Annotated in this window: 19 protein-coding genes; 5 read left to right on the top strand and 14 right to left on the bottom strand. The window is 39.1% G+C overall.

What is annotated here, in order from left to right; all coding sequences use genetic code 11:
* Nucleotides 1-6: 6 nt before the first annotated feature.
* From ABXZ36_RS03295 to ABXZ36_RS03280, 4 genes are all read right to left on the bottom strand, one after another.
* Complete coding sequence (locus ABXZ36_RS03295) at nucleotides 7-1626, bottom strand: S41 family peptidase (protein ID WP_354614042.1); 1620 nt, start codon at nucleotides 1624-1626, stop codon at nucleotides 7-9.
* 10 nt (nucleotides 1627-1636) lie between these two features.
* Nucleotides 1637-2074, bottom strand: a complete 438-nt coding sequence (locus ABXZ36_RS03290; protein WP_354614041.1) for a deoxycytidylate deaminase — start codon at nucleotides 2072-2074, stop codon at nucleotides 1637-1639.
* Between the two features lie 131 nt (nucleotides 2075-2205).
* A complete protein-coding gene (locus ABXZ36_RS03285) occupies nucleotides 2206-2790 on the bottom strand; it encodes a HupE/UreJ family protein (RefSeq protein WP_354614040.1) in 585 nt (194 codons plus the stop codon).
* Nucleotides 2791-2845: 55 nt separating this feature from the next.
* On the bottom strand, nucleotides 2846-3580 hold the full coding sequence (locus tag ABXZ36_RS03280; protein WP_354614039.1) for a TerB family tellurite resistance protein: 735 nt from the start codon (nucleotides 3578-3580) through the stop codon (nucleotides 2846-2848).
* Between the two features lie 131 nt (nucleotides 3581-3711).
* On the opposite strand from ABXZ36_RS03280, the gene ABXZ36_RS03275 reads away from it, so the two are divergent.
* From ABXZ36_RS03275 to ABXZ36_RS03260, 4 genes are all read left to right on the top strand, one after another.
* A complete protein-coding gene (locus ABXZ36_RS03275) occupies nucleotides 3712-4122 on the top strand; it encodes a BrxA/BrxB family bacilliredoxin (RefSeq protein WP_354614038.1) in 411 nt (136 codons plus the stop codon).
* Between the two features lie 98 nt (nucleotides 4123-4220).
* Nucleotides 4221-4958, top strand: coding sequence for a lysophospholipid acyltransferase family protein (locus tag ABXZ36_RS03270; RefSeq protein ID WP_354614037.1), 738 nt, complete (start codon nucleotides 4221-4223; stop codon nucleotides 4956-4958).
* Nucleotides 4955-5614 (top strand): HD domain-containing protein, encoded by a 660-nt coding sequence (locus ABXZ36_RS03265; RefSeq protein ID WP_354614035.1) that lies wholly within the window; start codon nucleotides 4955-4957, stop codon nucleotides 5612-5614. Before ABXZ36_RS03270 ends, ABXZ36_RS03265 begins: the two co-directional genes overlap by 4 nt.
* A gap of 104 nt (nucleotides 5615-5718) precedes the next feature.
* Complete coding sequence (locus ABXZ36_RS03260; RefSeq protein WP_354614034.1) at nucleotides 5719-7134, top strand: Gfo/Idh/MocA family protein; 1416 nt, start codon at nucleotides 5719-5721, stop codon at nucleotides 7132-7134.
* 83 nt (nucleotides 7135-7217) lie between these two features.
* Here ABXZ36_RS03260 and ABXZ36_RS03255 read toward each other — a convergent pair whose 3' ends face one another.
* From ABXZ36_RS03255 to hemH, 10 genes are all read right to left on the bottom strand, one after another.
* Nucleotides 7218-7373 carry a hypothetical protein gene (locus ABXZ36_RS03255; RefSeq protein WP_354614033.1) on the bottom strand — a complete coding sequence of 52 codons (156 nt, stop codon included), beginning with the start codon at nucleotides 7371-7373 and terminating at the stop codon, nucleotides 7218-7220.
* 24 nt (nucleotides 7374-7397) lie between these two features.
* A complete protein-coding gene (locus tag ABXZ36_RS03250) occupies nucleotides 7398-7541 on the bottom strand; it encodes a hypothetical protein (RefSeq protein ID WP_354614032.1) in 144 nt (47 codons plus the stop codon).
* A gap of 262 nt (nucleotides 7542-7803) precedes the next feature.
* Nucleotides 7804-9354, bottom strand: a complete 1551-nt coding sequence (locus tag ABXZ36_RS03245) for a hypothetical protein (protein WP_354614031.1) — start codon at nucleotides 9352-9354, stop codon at nucleotides 7804-7806.
* A gap of 23 nt (nucleotides 9355-9377) precedes the next feature.
* Nucleotides 9378-10160, bottom strand: a complete 783-nt coding sequence (locus ABXZ36_RS03240; protein ID WP_354614030.1) for an enoyl-CoA hydratase/isomerase family protein — start codon at nucleotides 10158-10160, stop codon at nucleotides 9378-9380.
* A gap of 78 nt (nucleotides 10161-10238) precedes the next feature.
* Nucleotides 10239-11645: an ATP-binding protein gene (locus ABXZ36_RS03235; RefSeq protein WP_354614140.1), complete on the bottom strand. Its 1407-nt coding sequence runs from the start codon at nucleotides 11643-11645 to the stop codon at nucleotides 10239-10241.
* Nucleotides 11646-11767: 122 nt separating this feature from the next.
* Nucleotides 11768-12319 carry a CopD family protein gene (locus tag ABXZ36_RS03230; protein ID WP_354614029.1) on the bottom strand — a complete coding sequence of 184 codons (552 nt, stop codon included), beginning with the start codon at nucleotides 12317-12319 and terminating at the stop codon, nucleotides 11768-11770.
* A 96-nt stretch (nucleotides 12320-12415) separates the two neighbouring features.
* Entirely contained in the window at nucleotides 12416-15547 is a 3132-nt protein-coding gene (locus ABXZ36_RS03225; RefSeq protein ID WP_354614028.1) for a WD40/YVTN/BNR-like repeat-containing protein, read from the bottom strand.
* Nucleotides 15548-15626: 79 nt separating this feature from the next.
* A complete protein-coding gene (locus ABXZ36_RS03220) occupies nucleotides 15627-18761 on the bottom strand; it encodes a WD40/YVTN/BNR-like repeat-containing protein (protein WP_354614027.1) in 3135 nt (1044 codons plus the stop codon).
* Nucleotides 18762-18810: 49 nt separating this feature from the next.
* Nucleotides 18811-20202, bottom strand: a complete 1392-nt coding sequence (locus ABXZ36_RS03215) for an MATE family efflux transporter (RefSeq protein WP_354614026.1) — start codon at nucleotides 20200-20202, stop codon at nucleotides 18811-18813.
* Entirely contained in the window at nucleotides 20202-21233 is a 1032-nt protein-coding gene (hemH, locus tag ABXZ36_RS03210; protein ID WP_354614025.1) for a ferrochelatase, read from the bottom strand. The genes ABXZ36_RS03215 and hemH overlap by 1 nt, the downstream gene beginning before the upstream one ends.
* Nucleotides 21234-21420: 187 nt before the next feature.
* Between hemH and ABXZ36_RS03205 the strand changes: the two genes are divergently transcribed.
* Nucleotides 21421-22494 (top strand): mechanosensitive ion channel family protein, encoded by a 1074-nt coding sequence (locus ABXZ36_RS03205; RefSeq protein ID WP_354614024.1) that lies wholly within the window; start codon nucleotides 21421-21423, stop codon nucleotides 22492-22494.
* Nucleotides 22495-22519 lie beyond the last annotated feature (25 nt).

Below are 22519 nucleotides of genomic sequence, written 5' to 3'. Positions count from 1 at the left end.
TTTTTATTATTCTTTAGAGCTTTTTTGGATATTTGGATTGTCCAATTCCTTCACCTTTTGCAACATGGCATCGCCTTCACTTTTGATTTTGGAATACGTATTTGGGTCATATAGTTGCTCTGCTAAGGAAGCCTTTAAATATAATTTGATCTGATCTTCTAGATCGTAATAGGCCAAGTTTAAATTACTAATAACAGGAATCCCTTCGGCGTACTTGATGAACTTTTCAAACAATATATCATCTACCTTAAAATTGTAAACGAAATCATTTTTGGACAAATAAGAATACCGGTTTCTGTCTTCATCCAAGTGCTCAAATACAAACCGAGATATCAACCCCAGACTTTCTACTGATCCTATAGTTTCCATTTCATTGGAACCTATGGGCACAAATACATCTGGAATAATTCCACCACCCCCATAGACTACTTTCCCTTTTGGGGTAGTAAATTTCAAGGAATCGGCCACCTTAATACTGTCTACAGAAAGTAGTTCACCATTGTGGTACCTATTTGTGAACTTTTCATAGTAGTCCTTGTTTCCATTTTTATAATCCTTTTGAATAGACCTTCCTGTAGGAGTGTAGTATCTGGAAATGGTGAGGCGAACTGCGGATCCATCCCCTAGATCCATTTCCCGCTGCACAAGGCCTTTACCAAAAGAACGGCGTCCTACTATTGTTCCTATATCATTATCCTGTAAGGAACCAGCAATAATTTCACTTGCCGACGCTGAACGTTCGTTGATTAATACATAGACTGGTTTATCTTCAAATTCGCCTTTTTTGGTAGCGAAAGACTTGCTAATTTTTCCATTCTTATTCTTAGTGAATAAAATTAGTTTTTTGTCTGGTAAAAATTCGTCGGCAATCTCCTCTGCTATCCCCAAGTATCCTCCGGGATTATCTCTAAGGTCTAAGGTCAACTTCCTTGCCCCTTGTTTCTGTAAACTTTTTAATGCCGCCTTAAACTCTTTATAGGACGATTCGGCAAAACGGTTCAGTTTTATATAACCCATATCCGAAGTCAACATATAATAAGCTTCCACACTTTTTATAGGAATCAGATTCCTTTTGATACTAACATTGAACTTTCTATTGTCCTTTTTTCGGAATATGTTTAAGTCAACTAAAGAACCTTCTTCTCCTTTCAATTTATTAACTATAGAACTGTTGGGCATATTTCTTCCAAAAAGAGTATCACTGTCTGCCACCAAAATACGATCTCCTGGTTGTAATCCTTTTAAAAAACTAGGTCCATTCTCTACGGTGCGGATTACGGCAATAGTATCTTTGTACATATAAAAATTTACTCCGATACCCACAAAATCTCCTTTCATGCTCTCAGAAACCTTTTCCATTTCCTCTTTTGGGATGTACACAGAATGAGGATCTAGTTTATCTAAGATGTTATTTACGGTAATATCTACGATACTATCTGTGTTGATATCATCTACATACTCATAATCTATATAATCTATAAGCCTATTAAGTTTGTCCTTTTTTGAATTGGTAGTGAATAGCTTCTCTGGAGAATCATTAAAATGTAACTTTCCGCCAATCAATATCCCAACTGCAAGTGCCAATGCAATAACCGTAGGCCATATATAATTGTATTTACTTTTCATAAGTTACTTATTACGAACTGAATTCCTCGATAGGCATATGAGTGACTATCACCCCGGCCTTCTCCAAAAATTGTAATCCTGAATCGTCTTTATAGGCATTTTGAAAAACCACCCGTTTTATGCCAGATTGATGGATTAACTTACTACACTCCTTGCAAGGTGAAAGGGTAATATATAACGTAGAGCCCTCGCAGGATTGTGTTGAGGAAGCAACTTTAGATATGGCATTAGCTTCTGCGTGGAGCACATACCATTTGGTATACCCCTCTCCATCCTCACAGCTATTTTCGAAACCGGTAGGCGTCCCGTTATAGCCATCAGATATGATCATCCTATCCTTTACTATGATAGCTCCTACCTGTTTCCGCTTACAATAGGACAATTTACCCCATTCTTTTGCCATCCTTAGGTAAGCCGTATCATATTTTTTTTGCTTCTTACTCTCCATCCAAAAATTAGATCACAATCAATTGCCAAAGGTTGTCCCTTTCCTAGTGGAACGCACCGTGCCAAAGGTACACTAATATACCCTCTTTGTAATATTCCGACAACGTAATAAGGTTAATATTTAGTGAAAATCTACCAAGAAAACGTTTCAACTAACATTGGTATCACAATAGCGATGATTACTATGGAGGCTACTCCAATAAATAATTGTGACTTTATCTTTACCACTGATTGAATCAGATAAGACACTAACAAGATACAAAGGATTATAAACACTTGAGAAAGTTCTATTCCAGTGGCGAAACCTAGTAATGAAGTCAGTTTTTGTTCCTCTTCTGCCATCAACATTTTAAAGTAATTGGAAAAACCAAATCCGTGGATCAACCCAAAAAATGCCGTGGCAATCAAATGTATACTTGTGTTTCTATTCTCCAAGGTTTTTATGGCATGCCAGAGATTATAAAAGGCCGTAAACAAAATGGTAAGAGGTATTAAAAACTCAATTAAGGCAGTGTCCAAGATAAGCAGACCATAAACAGACAAGGCTAAAGAAATACAATGAGCTACTGTAAAAACTGTTGCTAACAACAATACCTTCTTCCAGTCTTTAAAAGTAAATAGCAATACCAAGGCAGAAAGGAAAAGAATATGATCATATGCATTTAGATCTAAAACATGAGCCAAACCCATTTGAAGATAGAACCAGAAATTTTCCATGTAACATTCAAATTAGTTTATTTATGATAGTGACCTTAAAAAAACCCATCAAAGACTATAAACCTCGTTCTTTCTGAATGGTCTCGTACGCCTTTTGAACTTCTTTGAACTTTTCTTCAGCCCCCTTCTTAATAGCCTCATTCTCGGTATTTACCCTATCTGGATGGTACTTTTTGGCCATAGTTCTATACGCCTTTTTCACTTCCTCATCGGATACAGACCTTTCAATTTCCAAAATTTTATATGCTGTGTCGGCAGATTTGATGAACATGGCCTTTATACTCTCAAAGTCGATCATCCCCACGTTTAAATACCCAGCAATCTCTTTGATTTTATCAATCTCAAGGGGACTTATATTCCCATCGGACTGTGCGATTCCGAACAAAAAGTGCAGTAATTGGAGTCGCACCTCATAACGCGTACGCTGATTCAGATAGGCACAAATTCTATCAGCAGAGATTTCTCTTTTTTTGATAACCTCATTAAAAGTCCTGAAAATAGCATTTGCTTTATCTTTACCGTAGGTGCTCAAAAAATATTGCCTTACATAATCCAGCTCGCTCTGGGTTACATTCCCATCGGCTTTTATAACTACTGAACATAAAGAAAGTAGATTCAACTCAAAATCTGCAGGAGAAACAGTCTGACTGGTTCCCCCCAAAAAAACTGATTTACCTCCTGAACCACCGCTCCTAAGGCTGTCTATATAACTTCCAATAAAAAATCCTACAATTGCGCCCGGAAACCGAAACACATAATACCCCAAGATGGCGGTAAACCATTTTATCATCCTATTCAAAATTTTTTCAAAGATATAATATTCAGATAGAAAAGTAGCCCTAAGGAAAAGTTAAGGCACATGCCTTAAACGATACAAATTGGTTACCTTTGTCTCATATTTGAATTTTTAAAAATAAGCTTATGTATCCTGCAGAATTAGTTAAACCAATGAGACAAGATCTAGCATCTGCTGGATTTGAAGAATTACATACGGCCGAAGCTGTTGAGAAGGCCATCAACAAAGAAGGTATTACTTTGGTAGTTGTAAACTCTGTTTGCGGCTGTGCTGCAGCCAACGCAAGACCGGCGGCGAAAATGAGCCTAGTTAACACTAAGAAACCAGACCATTTAGTGACTGTCTTTGCTGGTGTTGATACGGAAGCGGTAAATGCCGCTAGAGGACTTATGGTTCCCTTCCCTCCATCTTCTCCAAGTATGGCCTTATTCAAAAATGGTGAACTGGTTCATATGATTGAGCGCCACCATATTGAAGGAAGACCAGCCGAAATGATTGCTGAAAATTTAATAGGAGCCTACAACGAATTCTGTTAATTTATCTTTTCTAGCCTTTTAGAAGGCTGTTAGCGTAAAAGAGAAAAAATAAAAAGAGAAATCATGCTAGTCATGGTTTCTCTTTTTATTTTTGTAACATGCTTAAAATATTGGCCTACCCATTCTCCATTGTTTACCAGATTTTATTTGGCTTAACTCTGTTGGTATTCCATCCCATCCAATGGATGGCTTTCAAGGTTTATGGATATCCTGCCTTGAAAAAAACCGTAAGTATTTTAAATTTATGCCTTCTGAGGTGTTCAAACGTTCTTGGCACTACCTATACCTATAACAACACTTACTACATACCTACAGACCGACCTTTGATTATTGTTGCTAACCATCAGAGCATGCACGATATTTCTCCCATTATTTGGTATATGAGGCAGCATCATCCCAAATTTGTGAGCAAACAGGAACTTGGAAAAGGGATTCCCAGCGTTTCCTATAACTTACGTCACGGAGGTTCGGTACTGATCAACAGAAAAGATAGCAGACAAGCATTGACTGAAATTGCCAAACTTGGAAAATATATAGAAGCCCATAATCGCAGTGCTGTTATCTTTCCGGAAGGTACAAGAAGCAAAACGGGACATCCCAAGAAATTTCAGACCATGGGTTTAAAGATTTTAATGAAAAATGCCCCTTCAGCCTTGATTGTCCCAATTAGTATCAATAATTCCTGGAAAATGTTGCGCTTTGGGAAATTTCCAAATGCCTTGGGGACCCATATCATTCTAGACGTTCACCAACCTCTCGAAATAAGTGAGGATAAAGACGCATTAATTGCCAAAGTAGAAGAAAACATCAAAACCGGTATAAATTCATTTGCATGACAGATAGCGAAATAGTAGAAGAAACCATCGCCTTTGTAAAGGAAACTCTGAAAGGGGCTGAAGGCGGACATGACTGGTTCCACATTCAGCGTGTATTTAAAAACACCCTTCTAATTGCGAAAGATGAACAGGTAAATATTTTAGTAGTTAGCCTTGGGGCTCTGCTCCACGATATTGCGGATGCAAAATTTAATAATGGAAATGAAGCTATAGGACCTAAACTCGCCATGGAATTTCTGAGCTCCATAGGAGTTGATCCAAAGGTTATTAGTCACGTGGTAGACATTATAGAAAATATATCCTTTAAATCTAGTTTAGAAGTAAGTAAAAATAAATTCTCCTCTCCAGAATTAGCCGTGGTTCAAGATGCTGATCGCTTAGATGCCATTGGTGCCATAGGTATCGCAAGGGCATTTAATTATGGTGGCTTTAAAAATAGGGAACTTTATAATCCAGATATTGCGCCCAATCTCAATATGTCCAAAGAGGAATATAAAAAATCTACTGCCCCTACAATCAACCATTTCTACGAGAAACTTCTATTGCTAAAAGAGAAGATGAATACTGTAAGTGGCAAAAACATAGCAGAACAAAGACATCAGTTTATGTTAAATTATTTGGAACAGTTCTTTTTAGAATGGAACGGTAACTCTTAAAAGGACATAAAAACCTTTGAAGAATTCTTGCCTCATTTACAAATACTGTCTTTATAGTTTTCATTTTTTGTATCTTCAAGCTAGAAAACTAGAATCCAACCGAAATGCAAAGAAGAAAATTCATCAAAAATGTGGCTGCCACCTCGGCAGCCTTTTCCATTGTACCTAGTTTTGTACTAGGAAAAAATCATGTCCCACCCAGTGATACCCTTTACGTTTCCGCCTTTGGCGTTGGAGGACGTGGTGGTGGAGTAATACGAGATTTGACCGATACCGGTAAAGTAAAATTTGTATCATTATGCGATGTAGATATGCGGATGGTTGCAGAAAGTCAGGCATTACACCCTAAGGCTAAAATGTATAAGGATTTTAGAAAAGTATACGATAAACATTTAAAGGAAATAGATGCCATTATGGTGGCAACACCAGACCATAACCATGCAACCATAGCATTACCCTATATGCGCGCCAAAAAACACGCCTATGTAGAGAAGCCTCTGGCCCATAATATTTACGAGACACGTTTGATGACCGAAGTGGCTAGAGAAAACGGGATTGTAACACAGATGGGAAATCAAGGTGCCTCCAGTGATGGTAGCCGACAGGCCAAAGAATGGATAGATGCAGGCATTATTGGAAATATAGAAAAAGTAGATTGTTGGACGAACCGACCCGTTTGGCCACAGGGTGTAAAATTACCTGTGGGTAAGGAACCTATCCCTACAGAATTAGATTGGGACCTTTGGCTTGGACCGGCAGCAATGAGAGATTACAACCCAGCATACCTTCCTTTTAAATGGAGAGGCTGGTGGGATTTTGGAACCGGTGCCCTAGGGGATATGGGTTGTCATATTATGGAAACACCTTTCAGTACGCTAGACTTGGGTTATCCCACAGAAGCCGAGGCTAGTTGCACTACCGTTTGGGTAGGTGATTTTGTAGAAGCAGATTACAGTTCTTCTTGCCCTCCTTCCTCTATTGTAAGGCTCAAATTCAATACAGCTGCCCATGGGGATATTGCCCTTAACTGGTATGATGGCGGACTTAAACCAGATCTGCCAGATGAATTAAAAAATGATGAAACTATTGGTGATGGAGGTGGTGGAAGTATCTTTTATGGGACTAAAGGCATATTAGTGTGCGATACCTATTCCAGAAACCCCAGATTATTACCTTCAGATACTATGAAACTTTTTAATGCCCCGGAACCATATCTTCCTAGAATTACAGGCTCCCATGCCAATAATTGGGTAGAAGGCTGCATGAACGGCACCAATACGTCGTCTGATTTTGCAAGATCTGGGCCATTGACGGAAGCAGTGCTCATGGGGAACCTAGCTATAAAAGCCTACCAATACAAAGAATTTAAAGAAGGTAAAAAAGCAGGAGATTGGGATCCTTTTAACTATCCAGGCAGACGCAAATTACTTTGGGATGGAAAAAACATGAAGGTCACCAATTACGACAAGGCCAATGAATGGGTTAAGCGTGACTATAGACCAGGTTGGGAACTTAGTTAATAAATTTGCCTAACCATGTAGCCCTTTTAATTTTAATTAAGAGGGTTATTTCATCGTATGATTTGTAATTAAAACAGCGATAACTATGCATCCTTATAACGTTCATGAAGATCAGTATTGGGCTTCGTAAAAGCTTTATCCTTGAAGTATTTTTTCTTTGCCAAATGGATCATTGCATGAATGTGTTCTGTTATTTTACCATCCCCTTTTCCTCTAACATCAAATCTACTATCGTTCAAGGAACCTTCATTACAAACCTCTTTTTAATGAAGTACTTTTGCTGCCCTATCAGGCAAGGTTTTATTAATCCAATCCGTAAATATTTGACCTATTGACCCATTTAGTCTTACTAGGGTGAAAGCCATGGAAACGGCTCCGTGCTCTGAAACTACTCTTGCAAAATCCATAATTTCATGACTATTGATTCCGGAATAATCAGCGCCAACATGCCATTAGTTTTAGGAAAATTAGAGAGGTAAAGGGTTTTATTCTTATCCACCTCTTCCCCATCTATACGACAGAACTCCTAGAAATCATCACGCTGTCCGTGTATATGCCTTAAAAAGCGATTAGGAATATTTTGCTGAGCTCCTCGCTCTTTGATATACTTTTTTGGAGCCAAATTTTGGAAATATACCGTATTTCTAGAATATTTCCTTGCAATAATTTTTATTTAAAGGATACTTTAACCAATTGTTTTTTAGAGCCCCTTTTGGCATAAAAGAGCATGCTATTATCCTTCTTATCCGTGAAGGGTATAGAGACCATTAATGGGAGTCTGGCATCTTTGTCATCAATGACCTTTTCATAACTCATATTGCCTTGCACGTCAAGTTTTATCAGAAAGACATTCCTATTTCTACTGTAACCCTGCCTAAAGATGATCCTTTCGTTGCTTAATTGCTGGGGATTTTCACTTGCCGTACTAATAAAAAAGTAGGTGTCGTTCCCCAAGGTATATGAACTGTATGATGCATAAGCAGCATCGTTTTGGGTAACTTCTGACTTATTGATGTTTCTAGTCCATATCAACTCGCCTGAAGCATCTAATTTGGCGCTAACCATATCATTATAATGATATCGATCTATATGCAATCTTGCGCCACTGGCATCTTGTTGAACACTACTGGTTACAAAATACTCCTCCGCATTAAAAAGGATATCCTTTTCGTCGGTTACAGTGACGTTCTTAAAAATTAGGTTACTAATTTCCCGTTCTTCCCCTATACCAAATTTATCCGCCATGAATTGCTCTGAAAAAGGGTGGTATTTTTTTTGGACAATCTCTAAGGAATTAGGGTTTAGTTCAAAATAGACGAGTCCATTATAGCGGTTGTCTTTACGATCGGCAAAGAACCCAACAAAAACCAACTTGTTTTCTATTAGGATTGGCTTTAATGCTTCTGAAAATTTGCCTGGATCATCAAATGTTTGGGTCCTGCCCCCATTTTCGTCTATATGTAATAATTCATATTGAAACTTTCGTTCGGTTGCAGCAAATCGTTTTTTCTTGTAATACGCCTTCCCGATAAGATAAACTTTTTTTAGATCCTTGGACACCGCTATATCCTCAAAAGCATAATTCTTCTCCTCTATCTCGGCAGAAAAATCATACTCCATTAACTTAGTTCCAGACGTATCAAACAAATAGATAAAGTGCTGGTTATCACTTCTTTTTTTGAAATGGGTTGTTATGGCGAAGGCCGATTTATCTTCATTAAACAGCACGGAGGTTGTAAACCCTGAACTAAAATTTCTATTATAATAATTCTTATCCAAAGCGTTCTCTACTTGCACAGATTCTATGGACAGAATAACATCCTCTTTAAAATCCATGACCGCTAATGATGAAGTATGAATTACATATTCATAGGAGGCTGTCCCTAGGTTATATTTTAACAATAGAAGATGTAGCTTACCATTTTTAACGTACCCATCAACAAAATCTATATCCGTTAGCTTATAATTAAACTCGGATACTAATTCTAAATCCTTATTATAGTGTTCAATAAAAAATCCTTTTGGCCTAAGAATCAAGCCGGTAAAATAAGATCTCACCAGTATTGAACCGCCTTCCCCATCATCTGCAATAGTCAGTAGATTAGAATATTTATAACGGTCATTATACCGTTCTCCAAATTCATAACTAACAGGCATTTTTTGGGCAAAAGCAACCATGTTGGTAGCCAATAGAAAAAGTACAATAAGCTTGGTTTTCATGAGAATCGTAGGATTAAGATTGGTTATGAACCCGGAAACTCAGCTTTGCGTTTATCCAAAAATGCTGAAGTTCCTTCTTTAAAATCTGCAGTACCAAAACATTTACCAAATGCTTTTGCCTCAGCTTTAAAACCGTCCACATCATTTTTAAAACCCGCATTTACGGCTTTTATTGCGTAACCAATGGCCACAGATGAGTTATTCGATATCTTGCTTACTAATTTCTCACATAAGGGCATTAATTCTTCTTGAGCTACCACATAATTAACCAAACCATGGGATAGTGCTTTTTGGGCATCTATCATCCCAGCAGTCATGATCATTTCCATAGCGATTCCTTTACCTACTAGCTGAGGTAAACGCTGCGTACCTCCATAACCCGGTATAACGCCCAAGGAAACTTCTGGCAGTCCCATTTTGGCATTATCACTTGCCACCCTAAAATGACAGGACATAGCCAATTCCAAACCACCGCCTAGTGCAAACCCATTAATCGCTGCGATGACAGGGGTAGAAAGGTTTTCTACGAAACTAAAAAGTTGTTCTTGCCCTTTTTCAGCCAATTTATGTCCCTTTCTTTCGCTGAAATTAGCAAATTCTGAAATATCAGCACCGGCCACAAACGCTTTTTCCCCACTCCCTGTAATGATGATCGCCTTAACTGTTTTATCCCTATCCAATGCTTTAAAAGCCTCTTGCAGTTCCTTAATAGTTGCTTTATTTAATGCATTTAATTTTGTTGGCCTATTGATTGTTATTACTGCTCTAGAGTCTTTCTGCTCTACCAATATATTTTCGTAACTCATTGTCTTCGTATTTTATCAGTTGTAAATTATCAAACTAGTTTCCCGTATACAAGTTAGGCCTCATTTTATCATAAAGGACTATTCTTTTGGGAACCTAACTGTAAATACCGTTCCCTTACCTTTTTGAGAGGTAAAATCTATGGTTCCTTTGTATGTTTCCACAATATTCTTTACCATCCCAAGACCAAGTCCCATGCCGCTCGTCTTAGTTGTGAATTTGGGTTCAAATACCTTATCTCTAAACTCATCTTCTATACCTACTCCATTATCTGCCACTATAATCTTTACCAACTGGTCCTCTATAGCCACAGAAACCAAAATACGAGGTGATTCTGCCATTGGAACAGCCTGGATGGCATTTTTTACCAAATTGGTAACCACCCGTATCAATTGGGTGCGGTCCAACTTGGCAATTATTTCTTCCTTTTCACTTACAAAATGAATATAATCTTCTTGAAAGATATCTAATGCCAATTTCACAATCTTTACCACATCTAAGGTCTCATTCTGCTGCGCTGGCATATCTGCAAAATTAGAAAATGCCGAGGCTATATTACTTAAAGTGTCTATCTGCTGGATCAAGGTTTTTGAATATTCATCTACCTTCTTATCTATATTTGGATCTTTGGGGTCAAATTTCCGTTCAAAACTCTGAACACTTAGCCTCATGGGAGTCAAGGGGTTTTTAATCTCATGAGCTACCTGTTTTGCCATTTCCCGCCATGCCTGTTCCCTTTCGCTACGCGCCAATTTAGCAGCACTCTGCTCCAACTCATCAATCATGGCATTATAGGCTTCTATAAGTTTACCTATTTCCAGACTGGGATTGTCCACCAGGATCTTTTCGTTACGCTTTTCAAAATTAGTTTGGTTTAATTTATCTGATACAGTCTGCAACGACCTAGTAATGTACTTAGATATAAAATAAGCAAGGGCAATTGCTAATAATAGCATCAAAAGATATACCCCTCCTAAACGCATCAAAAACTCCTTTAGTTCGTGATTATTAAAGGAATTATCCTCAAAATAGGGTAAATTAAGTATCCCTACTGGTTTAAATCTGGTATCTGTTATATAGGTATAAGAAGCTTGGTATTTGTCCCCAGCCGTACTTTTTTCTTCTACATAACGTTCATCTATGCTTGCCGCCAAATTATTTAATACCTCTGCCGAAAGACAGGTAGAAATGGAGTCCCTCTCAAAGGTGGGTCTTGAACTCTTTATCAACTGGCCTTCTAAATCATAAATATTAAAATTCACATTTTGCACATCGGCAATCTGATAAATTTCATCCATAAAGATAAATTCCAGATTTTCCGTGGTAACTGGATAAGTTGTCTTTTGAATGGTATACGCTATACTTTGTTTGATCTGTTCTTCCTTACGCTCCAAACGATCTGCGTGATAATCCTTGGATTGTTCCCTATATTGATAAATAGTTACCCCTGCAATCAGTACAGATGCAATGAGCACCAGCAAGATCATAGTGATAAATATGCGGGATCGTAATGATAATTTTGTCAAAAGTAATGTCTTATTTTGTGCTAAATATAGCAATTATCAAGCCAAATGGGGTGCCATTTACAGCTTACAGAAAATATACCATGTCAGGCATTTGGGTTTTTCCTGCGGATACTTTTATACAGTTTAATACCTAGCATTAGTAGTACCCCAAGGGCAACTATCCCTGCTACCCCAAAAATCCAATTAAATGTATTCTTTAAGATGACCAAGAATACCACCGCAAAAAGAATTAAGGTGGCACCTTCATTCCAGAGTCGCATAAAATTTGAGGTATAACGAACCTCATCTCGCTGCAATTGCTTAAATATTTGATGGTTTTTAAGATGGTAAAGAATCAGCAACAACACAAACCCCAATTTTATATGCATCCAAGGTTGCTGCAGCCATACCGGCATCAGGACCAACAACCAAACGGCAAAAAGGGTGGCCAGGACGGCCGAAGGCCAGGTAATAATATACCACAATCTTTTTGTCATTAGTTTCAACTGCTCAGTAAGGATTTCCTTTTCCGGGGAACCTTTCTGTGACGCTTCTATGTGGTATATAAACAACCTAGGGATATAAAATAATCCCGCGAACCAAGTAATTACAAAGATGAGATGTAATGATTTTAAATAATTGTAGTAGTCTTGCATTTCGTTCTCCTATGAGCCCACAAATTTCGGTAATAAATTTTCAGTTCCAAATGGAAATATTCCGTCTAATAATAAATAAGGTTTTAATTCCTAACCTTAATCCCCTATTCTAATAGCGCCAATTCCTTCATTCCATAACGCCTTATTGTAATCTGGAATATCTGCCTCAATCAATTTTAAGGCCTTTTGGTTCAGTATTTTCCATTGAGCGTCTAACTCCATTTTTCGATCTAATGATGATTGGTTTACCCTAGGAATATCACTACTGGTCTGATTGATCAAAAACAAATATTCGGCAGTAAATTTATTAGGAAAATTCTCCACATCGTCATATGCTTGAGATTTGCGTTGCACCATTTCTTGGTCCCAAGCATCCAATTGTGCGATCAACTCTTCCCCCTTCTTTTTCAATGGAGATGCTGTTAATTCAGATACCACATTCTTTAATTGATTCTGACTTGCAAACAGTTTGTTGACTTTATGATGCATATCGGTCAAGCTTTGTTCCATAGCCGTCATCAATATATCATAGGCTTCATATTGCCCGGGACTTGTTTCATAGGTAGGAATTTCCAATATGTTTCCCATAGTCTCCACGGTTTCGTTTGGGGTCCTTAATTTAATGGTGTATTCTCCTGGAGAAACCACATGCCCACGAAAATTTGCCTCCATATAGACTTCTGGAATGCCAACCATGGTAGGGTGTTTCATATCCCACACAAAGCGGTTGAGTCCTTCTTTTTTAGATAGAACCGTTGCAGGTGGTGGTCCCCCTCCATTGTTCTTAACATATTTAGGATCTTTTTCGGAACTAAGGCTACGCACAAGTTTTCCACTAGCATCATGGATATCGAGTGCTATACTTGATGAATCGGCCAATTTGGGTAACTCATAATATATGACCATGCCGTTGGCTGGATTAACCCCTTCAAAAGGATCCGTGCCTTTAAAATCCTCTGAATTTCCATTCAAAGGACTACCCCAAGACCCATTGTAAGCAGCGTTTGGCTTTAAAATCTTAACTCCTTTTTTAATGGGAACATATTGTGATAGGGCTTGAAGATCATCTAGAATCCAAAAAGACCTCCCAGAAGTGGCAACAATCAAATTACCCTTATGAACTTTTAAATCGGTTATTGGTGCTTTAGGAAGATTCAATTGAAGGCTTTCCCAATTTTTACCGCCGTTCCAAGAAATATAAATCCCATTTTCCGTTCCTGCAAACAACATATCTTTTCGGGTTTCATCTTCTCTAACTACCCTCGTGAAACTACCATAAGGAAGACCAGAGCTAATATTTACCCAGCTTTTCCCATAATCCGTTGTTTTATATAGGGCCGGGGTATAATCATTAAATTTGTAACGAGTAGTAGCAATATAGGCCGTTGCAGGGTCATGCGGGGAAACGTCTATTGCATTTACCAAGCATTCCTGAAGACCTTTTGGGGTTACATTTTCCCAGCTTTCCCCTCCATTTTTAGTGATATGGACCAAGCCGTCATCACTACCTGTCCAGAAAACGCCTTTTTCGTGAGGGGATTCAATCATATAGGCTAAGGTTCCATAATTTTCAGCCCCTACCGCCTCAACGGTATAGGGTCCTCCCCCTTTTCCTTGTTTCTCATCCATATTTCGGGTAAGATCGGGAGAGATTTCTTCCCAAGTTACCCCTCTATCACGGGTTCTAAGCACTAGTTGTGCTCCATGAAAATAGGTGTCTGGTTCATGTTGTGATTTAATAATTGGGGCGTTCCAATTATAGAGGTATTTCATGTCTCTGGCGGCCCGTCCCAGATATTGGATTGGAGCTGCCATGATTTGAGTGGATGCCTTGGATTCCATGTCCAAAAGCTCAATAGTCCCTAAATAACTACCCCCCATAACATACCTTGGATTATCGGGATCAAAAGCAAGAAAAGCGCTTTCTCCTCCTGCCGAATAGCTCCAATCTTCCCGGGTAATACTGCTTCTTCCTGCAGAAAGGCTGGCTATTTTAACAGAAGTGTTGTCTTGTTGTCCCCCATAAATATTATAAGGGAACAGGTTGTCCGTACTAATTCGATAGAATTGTGCAGTGGGCATATTACTTTGGGTACTCCATGTTTTTCCAAAATCAAAGCTAATCCCTGCCCCACCGTCATCGGCTATGACCATGTTCTTGGAATTATTTGGATTGATCCATAAGTCGTGATAGTCCCCATGTGGCCCCGAAAGGGTTTCCCACGTTTTACCGCCATCTATGGACCGTAGGGCCGGTGCACTCATGACATACACCGTATTTTCATTGTTGGGGTCTGGAAAAACTTCAATATAGTACCATGCCCTCTGCACCAACCGATTATCCCCACTGACCATGTTCCAAGATTTTCCTGCGTCCTCTGACACAAAAAGTCCGCCTTGATCCTTATCTGAATCACTTTCAATTAAAGCATACACTTTATTTGAATTTGCAGGACTAACGGCTATGGCCATTTTACCTTTTTCTTTCGGTAGGCCTTCATGGATTTTAAACCAAGATTCACCTCCATCAATAGATTTGTACAACCCACTTCCTTCCCCTCCACTGATCACGATATTGGGTTTACGTTGGTGGTGCCACATAGCGGCATAAAGTACTTCAGGATAATTTACATCCAAGGATAGTTCAACTGCACCCGTCAAGTCATTAACAAAAAGTACATTTTTCCAAGTAAGCCCCCCATCTATGGATTTATAGATTCCCCGTTCTTTAGTAGGCCCATAAAGTGCCCCTTGTGCAGCTACCCATAGGATATTTGGATTCGTGGGATGAATAACAATTCTTGAAATATGTTGGGTTTTTTCCAAGCCCATCTTTTTCCATGTCTTTCCTGCATCGGTAGATTTATACACTCCATCTCCGTAGGAAGCCATTACCCCTCTAGGTGCATGTTCTCCCATACCACAATATACAATATTGGGATCTGAGCTTGCCACTGCAACTGCCCCAACAGATCCTAGCTCAAAAAATCCATCTGAAATATTTTCCCACCGTTGTCCCGCATCAGATGTTTTCCATAATCCACCTCCCGTACTTCCCATATAATAGGTCAATGGATCACCAATGACACCGGTTGCAGTAACAGACCTACCCCCTCTGAAAGGTCCAATATTGCGATATTTTAAAGGTGTAAAATAGGATTCCGCAGACTGACTAAATACCATTGTGAACGGTAACAAGAACACTAGAAATAGAAGATTTTTTCTCATAAGTGAAAAATGATTAGGTGGTATGATAAAGAAAAAAGTCCCAAGAAAAATATTCTTGAGACCTTTTAATGATGTGTTGTTATTCTAAAAATAAATAATTGAGTTTTAAAGTGTTGAAAGCCTCATTAAATGCCTTTATCTCGGTATCCACTAGGGTATCAAAAGTGCCCAACTCCTTATTGATCTCCGCTGTCAATTCGTTTTTAACAAGGATATCCTGATCCGTAGGAGGAAAATCGTCCATAGTCACCAAACTATTCAAATGTCCTAGTTTATTGGTAAGTCTAATCGGAAAATTCAATGGATCTTGACCACTTCTGTTTTGGGTTTGGTACAAAGCCTTTTCGATGCTCTCAAAATCTGATTTCATCTTTTTAGCGTTCTCCACCAATTTCTTTGTAGCCTCATTATCCTTGTATTGTTTGGTAAAGGCATCCAATTGGGTGCTGATTTTACGTATCTTTTTAATGGATTGGTGTGCTCTATCTACGGTTGCATTTACATCCTCTACAAAATCATATTGCTTTTGCATGGCCGCTACCCCTACCTCAGCTCTTGGATCCGCTAAAATGGTAAAGGTCTCCGTGGAAGTTGCTTCATTCACATTTAAATGAACCTTATAATCTCCTGGAACTGCCTTAGCACCTTCAAGATTTGCCCACCAAAGAATCATTCCATCCAATTCTTCGGCACCTTTACCTTGGGTATCCCAAACAAAGGTATTCCCACCTTTTTTAACCGTAAGTTTCTTATCCTTCTCTTTTGCTTTTGTATTGAATGACCCTAAGGTATCCCCAGCCATTGTAGTAAAAGTCAATGCTATTTTATCATCCTCTTTAACATCCTTTAGATAGAAATGAGTGATAACTCCATTGGGGTGATTCATCCCAGCCGTTTTTGAAGGGGTTTTTACTGCTCTTCCTTTGGTTCTGTAGGAATCTTTTGGTTTGTACAAAATAGTTGACGTGTTTTTCTTTGCTTCGTTCAATTGGTGAAGAACTGTAAGATCATCAATGATCCAAAGGCTTCGACCTTGGGTAGCTACAATAAGGTTGTTGTCTTTTACCGCTAAATCAGTGATCGGAACAATAGGAAGGTTCAATTGGAATGGCTTCCAATCTGAACCATCATTAAAAGAAACATACATTCCTGTTTCTGTACCAGCATATAAAAGGCCTTTGCGCTTAGGATCTTCCCTTACCACTCTGGTAAAATGCTCATTGGCTATACCATTGGTAATTTTGCTCCATGTTTTACCGTAATCAGTGGTCTTATATAAATAAGGCTGAAAATCCCCCAATTTGTATCTAGTTGCTGCTACATAACAGGTTCCTTCATCAAAAGCCGAAGGCTCAATACTGTTTACCATGGACCATTCTGGCATTCCTGATGGGGTTACATTCTCCCAACTTTGTCCACCATTCTTGGAAACATGGATCAAACCATCATCACTACCAACCCAAAGCAAGCCTTCCTTTAAGGGACTTTCATTGGCCGCAAAAATGGTACAGTAATACTCTACACTCGTATTATCTTGTGTAATAGGCCCCCCACTGGAAACCAATTTCGTTGGGTCATTCCTAGTTAGGTCTCCACTCAATAATGTCCAACTCTGCCCTTCATTTTCTGTTACGTGAACGTGATTAGAAAACGTATATAATTTCTTTGGGTTGTGTTTGCTGAATATAATAGGAAAATTCCATTGAAAACGATATTTCATTCCGTCTGCACCATGTCCCATAGGGTTATCTGGCCAAACATTTATCCCTCTTACTGTTCCCGTCTTATGGTTTACACGAGTTAAGAAACCATCGTAACTACCACCATAAACGATATCATTATTTGCTGGGTCTACTGCAATGTGGGCCGATTCACCACCTGCGGTCTCCTCCCAATCCTCATCGCTGATGCTAGAACCATCGCTTCTATGATTGATACGAATGGTAGAATTATCTTGTTGCGCTACATAAATGCGGTATGGGAACGAATTATCCGTGGTAACCCTATAAAATTGAGCTGTAGGTTGGTTGTAGTAGGTACTCCAAGTCTCCCCGGCGTCATAAGAAATTTGGGCTCCGCCATCATCTCCAATGATCATTCTATTGGAATCTTCTGGAGCTATCCAAAGATCGTGGTGATCTCCATGTGGGGCATTAAAGGTGCTAAAGGTTTTTCCACCATCCGAAGATTTATGGTAATTTACGTTCAGAACATAAACGACATCCTCATCCTCAGTATCAGCATAAAGTCTAGTATAATACCAAGCCCTTTGACGCAATTTACGTTCATCATTAACTAGGGTCCATTTAGAACCTCCGTCATCACTTCGATATAAGCCTCCTTTTTCTTTATTCTCTACAATGGCCCAAACACGTTCGCTATTTTTAGGTGATACAGTTACCCCAATGATTCCCAAGGTATCTTTTGGGAATCCTTCATTTTTTGAAATTTCTTTCCAAGTTTCGCCACTATCGGTACTTTTCCAAAGGGCAGAACCTTCCCCTCCGCTACTCAAGCTATATGGCGTTCTTTGGGCACGCCATGTAGAAGCATATAATATTCTTGGGTTATTGGGATCAAAAGTAAGATCTACCGCTCCTGCCTGGTCGTTTACAAATAGTTTTTTGATCCAGGTTTTCCCTCCATCTGTACTTTTGAAAACACCTCTTTCTTGAGTTGGTTTATATATATTCCCTAACACCGCTGCGTATACCACATCGGCATTGGTTGGGTGAATACGAATCCTTGGAACATGTCTACTATCCTTTAATCCTGCAGAAACCCATGTTTTTCCAGCATCCTCAGATTTCCATATTCCGTATCCTGAAGATACATTTCCTCTCAAGGTTTTCTCACCTCCTCCAACATAAATTACATTAGGATCACTTTTGGCCACTTCAATAGCGCCAATACTACCTCCAAAAAAGCCATCTGAAATATTTTCCCATTCACGTCCGCCATTCTCCGTTTTCCAGACACCGCCGCCGGCCGCACCAAAATAAAATAGATTTGGCTCCCCTGGCACCCCAGTTACGGCTGCTGAACGGCCTCCTCGGAATGGACCGATTAAACGATATTCTAAACTTGAGTATAATTCTTCCTGATATTGGGTATCCGAACTTGAAGATTTCTTCTTTTTTTGTGCTGTTGTACTTAAAGGTAGTAGAAAAAAGACCAGCAAAAGCATGCCAATCCTTGAAAGGAAAGTTTTCATTTAAGGTTGTATTAGAATTAGTCCCTCTAAAAGTAGGGATAAAAACTATTTATGACGAAATCTTTGTGATTAAATTAGTGCGAATTTCCCTTCGTAGAAAATATCCTGTAACAACAGTTGCCAAAACATCTGCAATTGGAAATGATATCCAAACCCCCAATTCACCAAAGAACTGTGGTAAAATTAGCACCAAGGGAATAAAAAAGAAACCTTGCCTACTCAAGGTGAGCAGCAAAGCAGGTACAGCTTTGCCCACGGCTTGGAAATACGCAGCTCCTATGAGCTGAAGGGCTATAATTGGTGTAGCTGCAAAAACCCATCTCATTGCACTAGGGGTATTTTCCAGGACAAAGGCATTCATAGCCAATTCTGAAGGCGACATCCCTGGTTTATCACTTAAAAATAAGGAAGCTATTTCAGCTGGAAAAATCATAAGGCCCACAAAAACAATTGTTGCTAAAATGGCCGCATATTTTATCGCAGTATTTATAGTCTCCCTTACCCTTTCGTACTTTTCAGCACCATAGTTAAATCCAGCAATAGGAAGAAAACCTTGTGTTACCCCAAAAACAGGAAAAAGGGCAAACATCAACATCCGCCCAATAATAGCATAGACGGCCACCATGGCCTCCCCCCCCAAATTGAACAGTATATTGTTCATGATTAGGTAAATAAGGCTTATTACAGCTTGCCTTGCCAAAGTCACAAAACCCAAGGCTCCTATTTCTTTAAGAATAATACGATCTAAACCAAAATGGTTCCAAGATATCTTTAACTCTGAATTTTTGGAGAGAAAGAAATACAAGACATAACTAAAACAAAGAAAATACCCAATTGTAGTAGCCCAGGCAGCTCCTGCCATACCCCAATCAAATATATAAATGAATATATAATCCATCACTAGGTTTCCTACAGAAGGAATAATCATTGCGATCATAGCAAATTTGGGCTTCCCTTCTGCCCTGATAACGGTATTTCCCATCATACAAAGAGCCAAAAAAGGCACTCCATACAGGACTATGGTATAGTAAATCTTTGCTGGGCCAAAAATATCACCCTTCCCACCAAAGGCAGGGATTAGCGTATCTATGTAATACAGCCCCAAGAGCACCATGGAAATAGTGACCAAGAGCGATAGGGTTATTTGATTACCAAAAACTTTTAGGGCCTTTTCAGTGTTATTAGCACCCAACGCACGAGAAATGATGCTAGAACCGCCAATACCTATAGACATCCCTAAAGCCCCTATAAAAAAAGAAACTGGCAATACCACATTAATCGCTGCAATAGCGATAGAGCCAATCCAATTACCAACAAAAATAGAATCTACAAGAACATTGAGCGACATCACCAAAATACCGATGGATGCCGGAAGGGCCTGCTTGATGAGCAGTTTTCCTATAGATTCAGAACCCAGCTGTTCCGAAGACACATTTGCCATTATAGGGGTAGGGTTTCAGTAGCCTCCCATTCATTGACCCATTGGGCCATAAGGTTCACCCAGTTTGGGCTGTCGTTCAAACATGAGATATGCTTGTAGTGTTCTCCACCACCCTCTTCGAACTGTTCCTTCCCTTCCATAGCAATTTCCTCCAATGTTTCCAAACAATCGGCAACAAAGGCAGGAGTAATTACCGCTAGACGTTTTTTCCCCTCTTTTGGAAAGCGCTCAAACTCATAGTCAGTATAAGGCTTTAACCATGGATCACCAGCCAAACGCGATTGGAAAGAAACGCTAACCTTACTTTCTGGCAACCCCATATGTTCCCTTACTAATCTGGTCATCTCATAACATTGATGACGGTAGCAGGTATGATGGGCCACAGAATTTATCTGACAGCAACTACCATCAATTTTACAATGGAATTTTGTAGGATCGGATTTTCTGATGTGCCTCTCTGGAATCCCGTGGTAGGAAAACAAAATTTGGTCGTATTCAAAATCTTTCAAGCCCTCAGTAATACTCTCGGAAAGCACCTTGATGTAATCCGGATTTTTATAAAACGCAGGAAGGGTGGTAAGGTTCATTTCAGGGAAATATTTTTGCTGTTCCTCCATGACCTTAACCACCACAGTTTCATAGGAGGACATGGCATAATGAGGATACAAAGGAACCAATAACACCTCATCCACACCGTGGTCTTTAAGATTCTGAAGTGCTTTTTTTATAGTCATGGTGCCATAGCGCATTCCCAAAGCCACAGGCATCTTGGTATGTTCCTTTACTTTTTCCGTAAACCTTTGAGAAATTACAATCAATGGCGATCCTTCATCCCACCAGATCTTCTTGTAAGCTTTGGCTGATTTTTTAGGTCTTGTCTGCAAAATAATGCCCCTGACAAGAATGTTCCTCAGTATTTTGGGAACATCTATTACCCTTTCATCCATTAAAAACTCATCTAAATAAGGCTTTACATCCTTTGGGGTAGGACTATCTGGCGACCCAAGGTTTACAAACAAAACTCCTTTCATGTACCGTTCTCTTTAAATTTTCTTTTTCACAACAAAAATAACACTTGTGGAGGAACTATAAATTAAAAGTGTTAAATACTTTATTGATGCCTACATAGAGAAATCTAATTTTAACCCATAAAATGACCATAGAAGTACTCTTTTTTGTAAGTTAATGCCCTAATTACAAAATAACGGGTCTCAAAATATGGATAAGTTCTTCAATAATTCTGACATCCAGACAACCGTCTATGCCTTGGGCACCATTCTCCTGCTTGCCATTCTTTATATTATTGCCAATTATACGTTGCGAAAATTAGGTGCCAATCCAAAATACCTTATTCCCAGGGATACCATAAAAAAAGTTGGTACACCATTGTTTCTATTATTTTTTGCCTTTTTGATAGGCTCACAACCCCTTCAGACCATTCTCAGGGTAGAGGATTTCTCTTATGTCATTGGTAAAACTAGCACCCTTTTGATTATCGGCAGTATTACTTGGCTCATCTTAGTAGCATTAAAGGTTACCAAAAAATTGATTATCCAAAATTATGATGTACAAGCCACTGACAATTTAAAAGCACGTAAAATATACACCCAATTCAATATTCTGGAACGTGTTTTTATGGTACTTGTAGTCCTTCTGGCCATTGCTACCGCATTGATTAGTTTTGAAAGCATCAGGGAATTTGGAATAAGTCTATTTGCCTCGGCAGGGGTGGCAGGCATTATCATCGGGTTTTCTGCTCAGAAAATGATAGGAACTATCCTAGCCGGCATTCAAATAGCCATTACTCAACCCATAAAAATTGATGATGTGGTAATTGTTGAAGGCGAATGGGGGCGAATCGAAGAAATAACCCTAACCTATGTAATCATTGCTATTTGGGATAAAAGAAGACTCATTGTGCCAACCCCCTATTTTATTGAAAAGCCATTTCAAAACTGGACTAAAAGTTCTTCGGATATCATGGGAACAGTTTTTATCCATACGGATTATCACGTTCCTTTTGATGAATTAAGGGGAGAGCTCACCCGAATTTTAGAGAGCACCGAACTATGGGATGGAAAAGTAAATGTTCTTCAAGTCACAGATGCCAAAGAAAGGAGCGTGGAGATTAGGGCTTTAATGAGTGCTCTGGATTCTCCAACTGCTTGGGACCTGAGGGTCTTGGTCAGGGAAAAACTGATTACCTTTCTGCAGGAAAATTATCCAGAAAGCCTACCCCACACCCGCTTATATATTAAAAACATGAATGACCAAGAAGCAGAAAAGGAATAAAAACAAGTAAAAAATAAACTGCATC

Origin of the sequence: Sediminicola arcticus (assembly GCF_040566695.1) — a bacterium.
Classification (GTDB): Bacteria; Bacteroidota; Bacteroidia; order Flavobacteriales; family Flavobacteriaceae; genus Sediminicola; species Sediminicola arcticus.
This window is presented reverse-complemented; position numbering and strand designations above follow the sequence as displayed.

What these genes read in the sequence shown, in the direction of transcription:
- ABXZ36_RS03295 (WP_354614042.1), bottom strand. Translation starts at nt 1,626, where the DNA reads ATGAAAAGTAAATACAATTATATATGGCCTACGGTTATTGCATTGGCA.
- ABXZ36_RS03290 (WP_354614041.1), bottom strand. Translation starts at nt 2,074, where the DNA reads ATGGAGAGTAAGAAGCAAAAAAAATATGATACGGCTTACCTAAGGATG.
- ABXZ36_RS03285 (WP_354614040.1), bottom strand. Translation starts at nt 2,790, where the DNA reads ATGGAAAATTTCTGGTTCTATCTTCAAATGGGTTTGGCTCATGTTTTA.
- ABXZ36_RS03280 (WP_354614039.1), bottom strand. Translation starts at nt 3,580, where the DNA reads ATGATAAAATGGTTTACCGCCATCTTGGGGTATTATGTGTTTCGGTTT.
- ABXZ36_RS03275 (WP_354614038.1), top strand. Translation starts at nt 3,712, where the DNA reads ATGTATCCTGCAGAATTAGTTAAACCAATGAGACAAGATCTAGCATCT.
- ABXZ36_RS03270 (WP_354614037.1), top strand. Translation starts at nt 4,221, where the DNA reads ATGCTTAAAATATTGGCCTACCCATTCTCCATTGTTTACCAGATTTTA.
- ABXZ36_RS03265 (WP_354614035.1), top strand. Translation starts at nt 4,955, where the DNA reads ATGACAGATAGCGAAATAGTAGAAGAAACCATCGCCTTTGTAAAGGAA.
- ABXZ36_RS03260 (WP_354614034.1), top strand. Translation starts at nt 5,719, where the DNA reads ATGCAAAGAAGAAAATTCATCAAAAATGTGGCTGCCACCTCGGCAGCC.
- ABXZ36_RS03250 (WP_354614032.1), bottom strand. Translation starts at nt 7,541, where the DNA reads ATGGATTTTGCAAGAGTAGTTTCAGAGCACGGAGCCGTTTCCATGGCT.
- ABXZ36_RS03245 (WP_354614031.1), bottom strand. Translation starts at nt 9,354, where the DNA reads ATGAAAACCAAGCTTATTGTACTTTTTCTATTGGCTACCAACATGGTT.
- ABXZ36_RS03240 (WP_354614030.1), bottom strand. Translation starts at nt 10,160, where the DNA reads ATGAGTTACGAAAATATATTGGTAGAGCAGAAAGACTCTAGAGCAGTA.
- ABXZ36_RS03235 (WP_354614140.1), bottom strand. Translation starts at nt 11,645, where the DNA reads ATGATCTTGCTGGTGCTCATTGCATCTGTACTGATTGCAGGGGTAACT.
- ABXZ36_RS03230 (WP_354614029.1), bottom strand. Translation starts at nt 12,319, where the DNA reads ATGCAAGACTACTACAATTATTTAAAATCATTACATCTCATCTTTGTA.
- ABXZ36_RS03225 (WP_354614028.1), bottom strand. Translation starts at nt 15,547, where the DNA reads ATGAGAAAAAATCTTCTATTTCTAGTGTTCTTGTTACCGTTCACAATG.
- ABXZ36_RS03220 (WP_354614027.1), bottom strand. Translation starts at nt 18,761, where the DNA reads ATGAAAACTTTCCTTTCAAGGATTGGCATGCTTTTGCTGGTCTTTTTT.
- ABXZ36_RS03215 (WP_354614026.1), bottom strand. Translation starts at nt 20,202, where the DNA reads ATGGCAAATGTGTCTTCGGAACAGCTGGGTTCTGAATCTATAGGAAAA.
- hemH (WP_354614025.1), bottom strand. Translation starts at nt 21,233, where the DNA reads ATGAAAGGAGTTTTGTTTGTAAACCTTGGGTCGCCAGATAGTCCTACC.
- ABXZ36_RS03205 (WP_354614024.1), top strand. Translation starts at nt 21,421, where the DNA reads ATGGATAAGTTCTTCAATAATTCTGACATCCAGACAACCGTCTATGCC.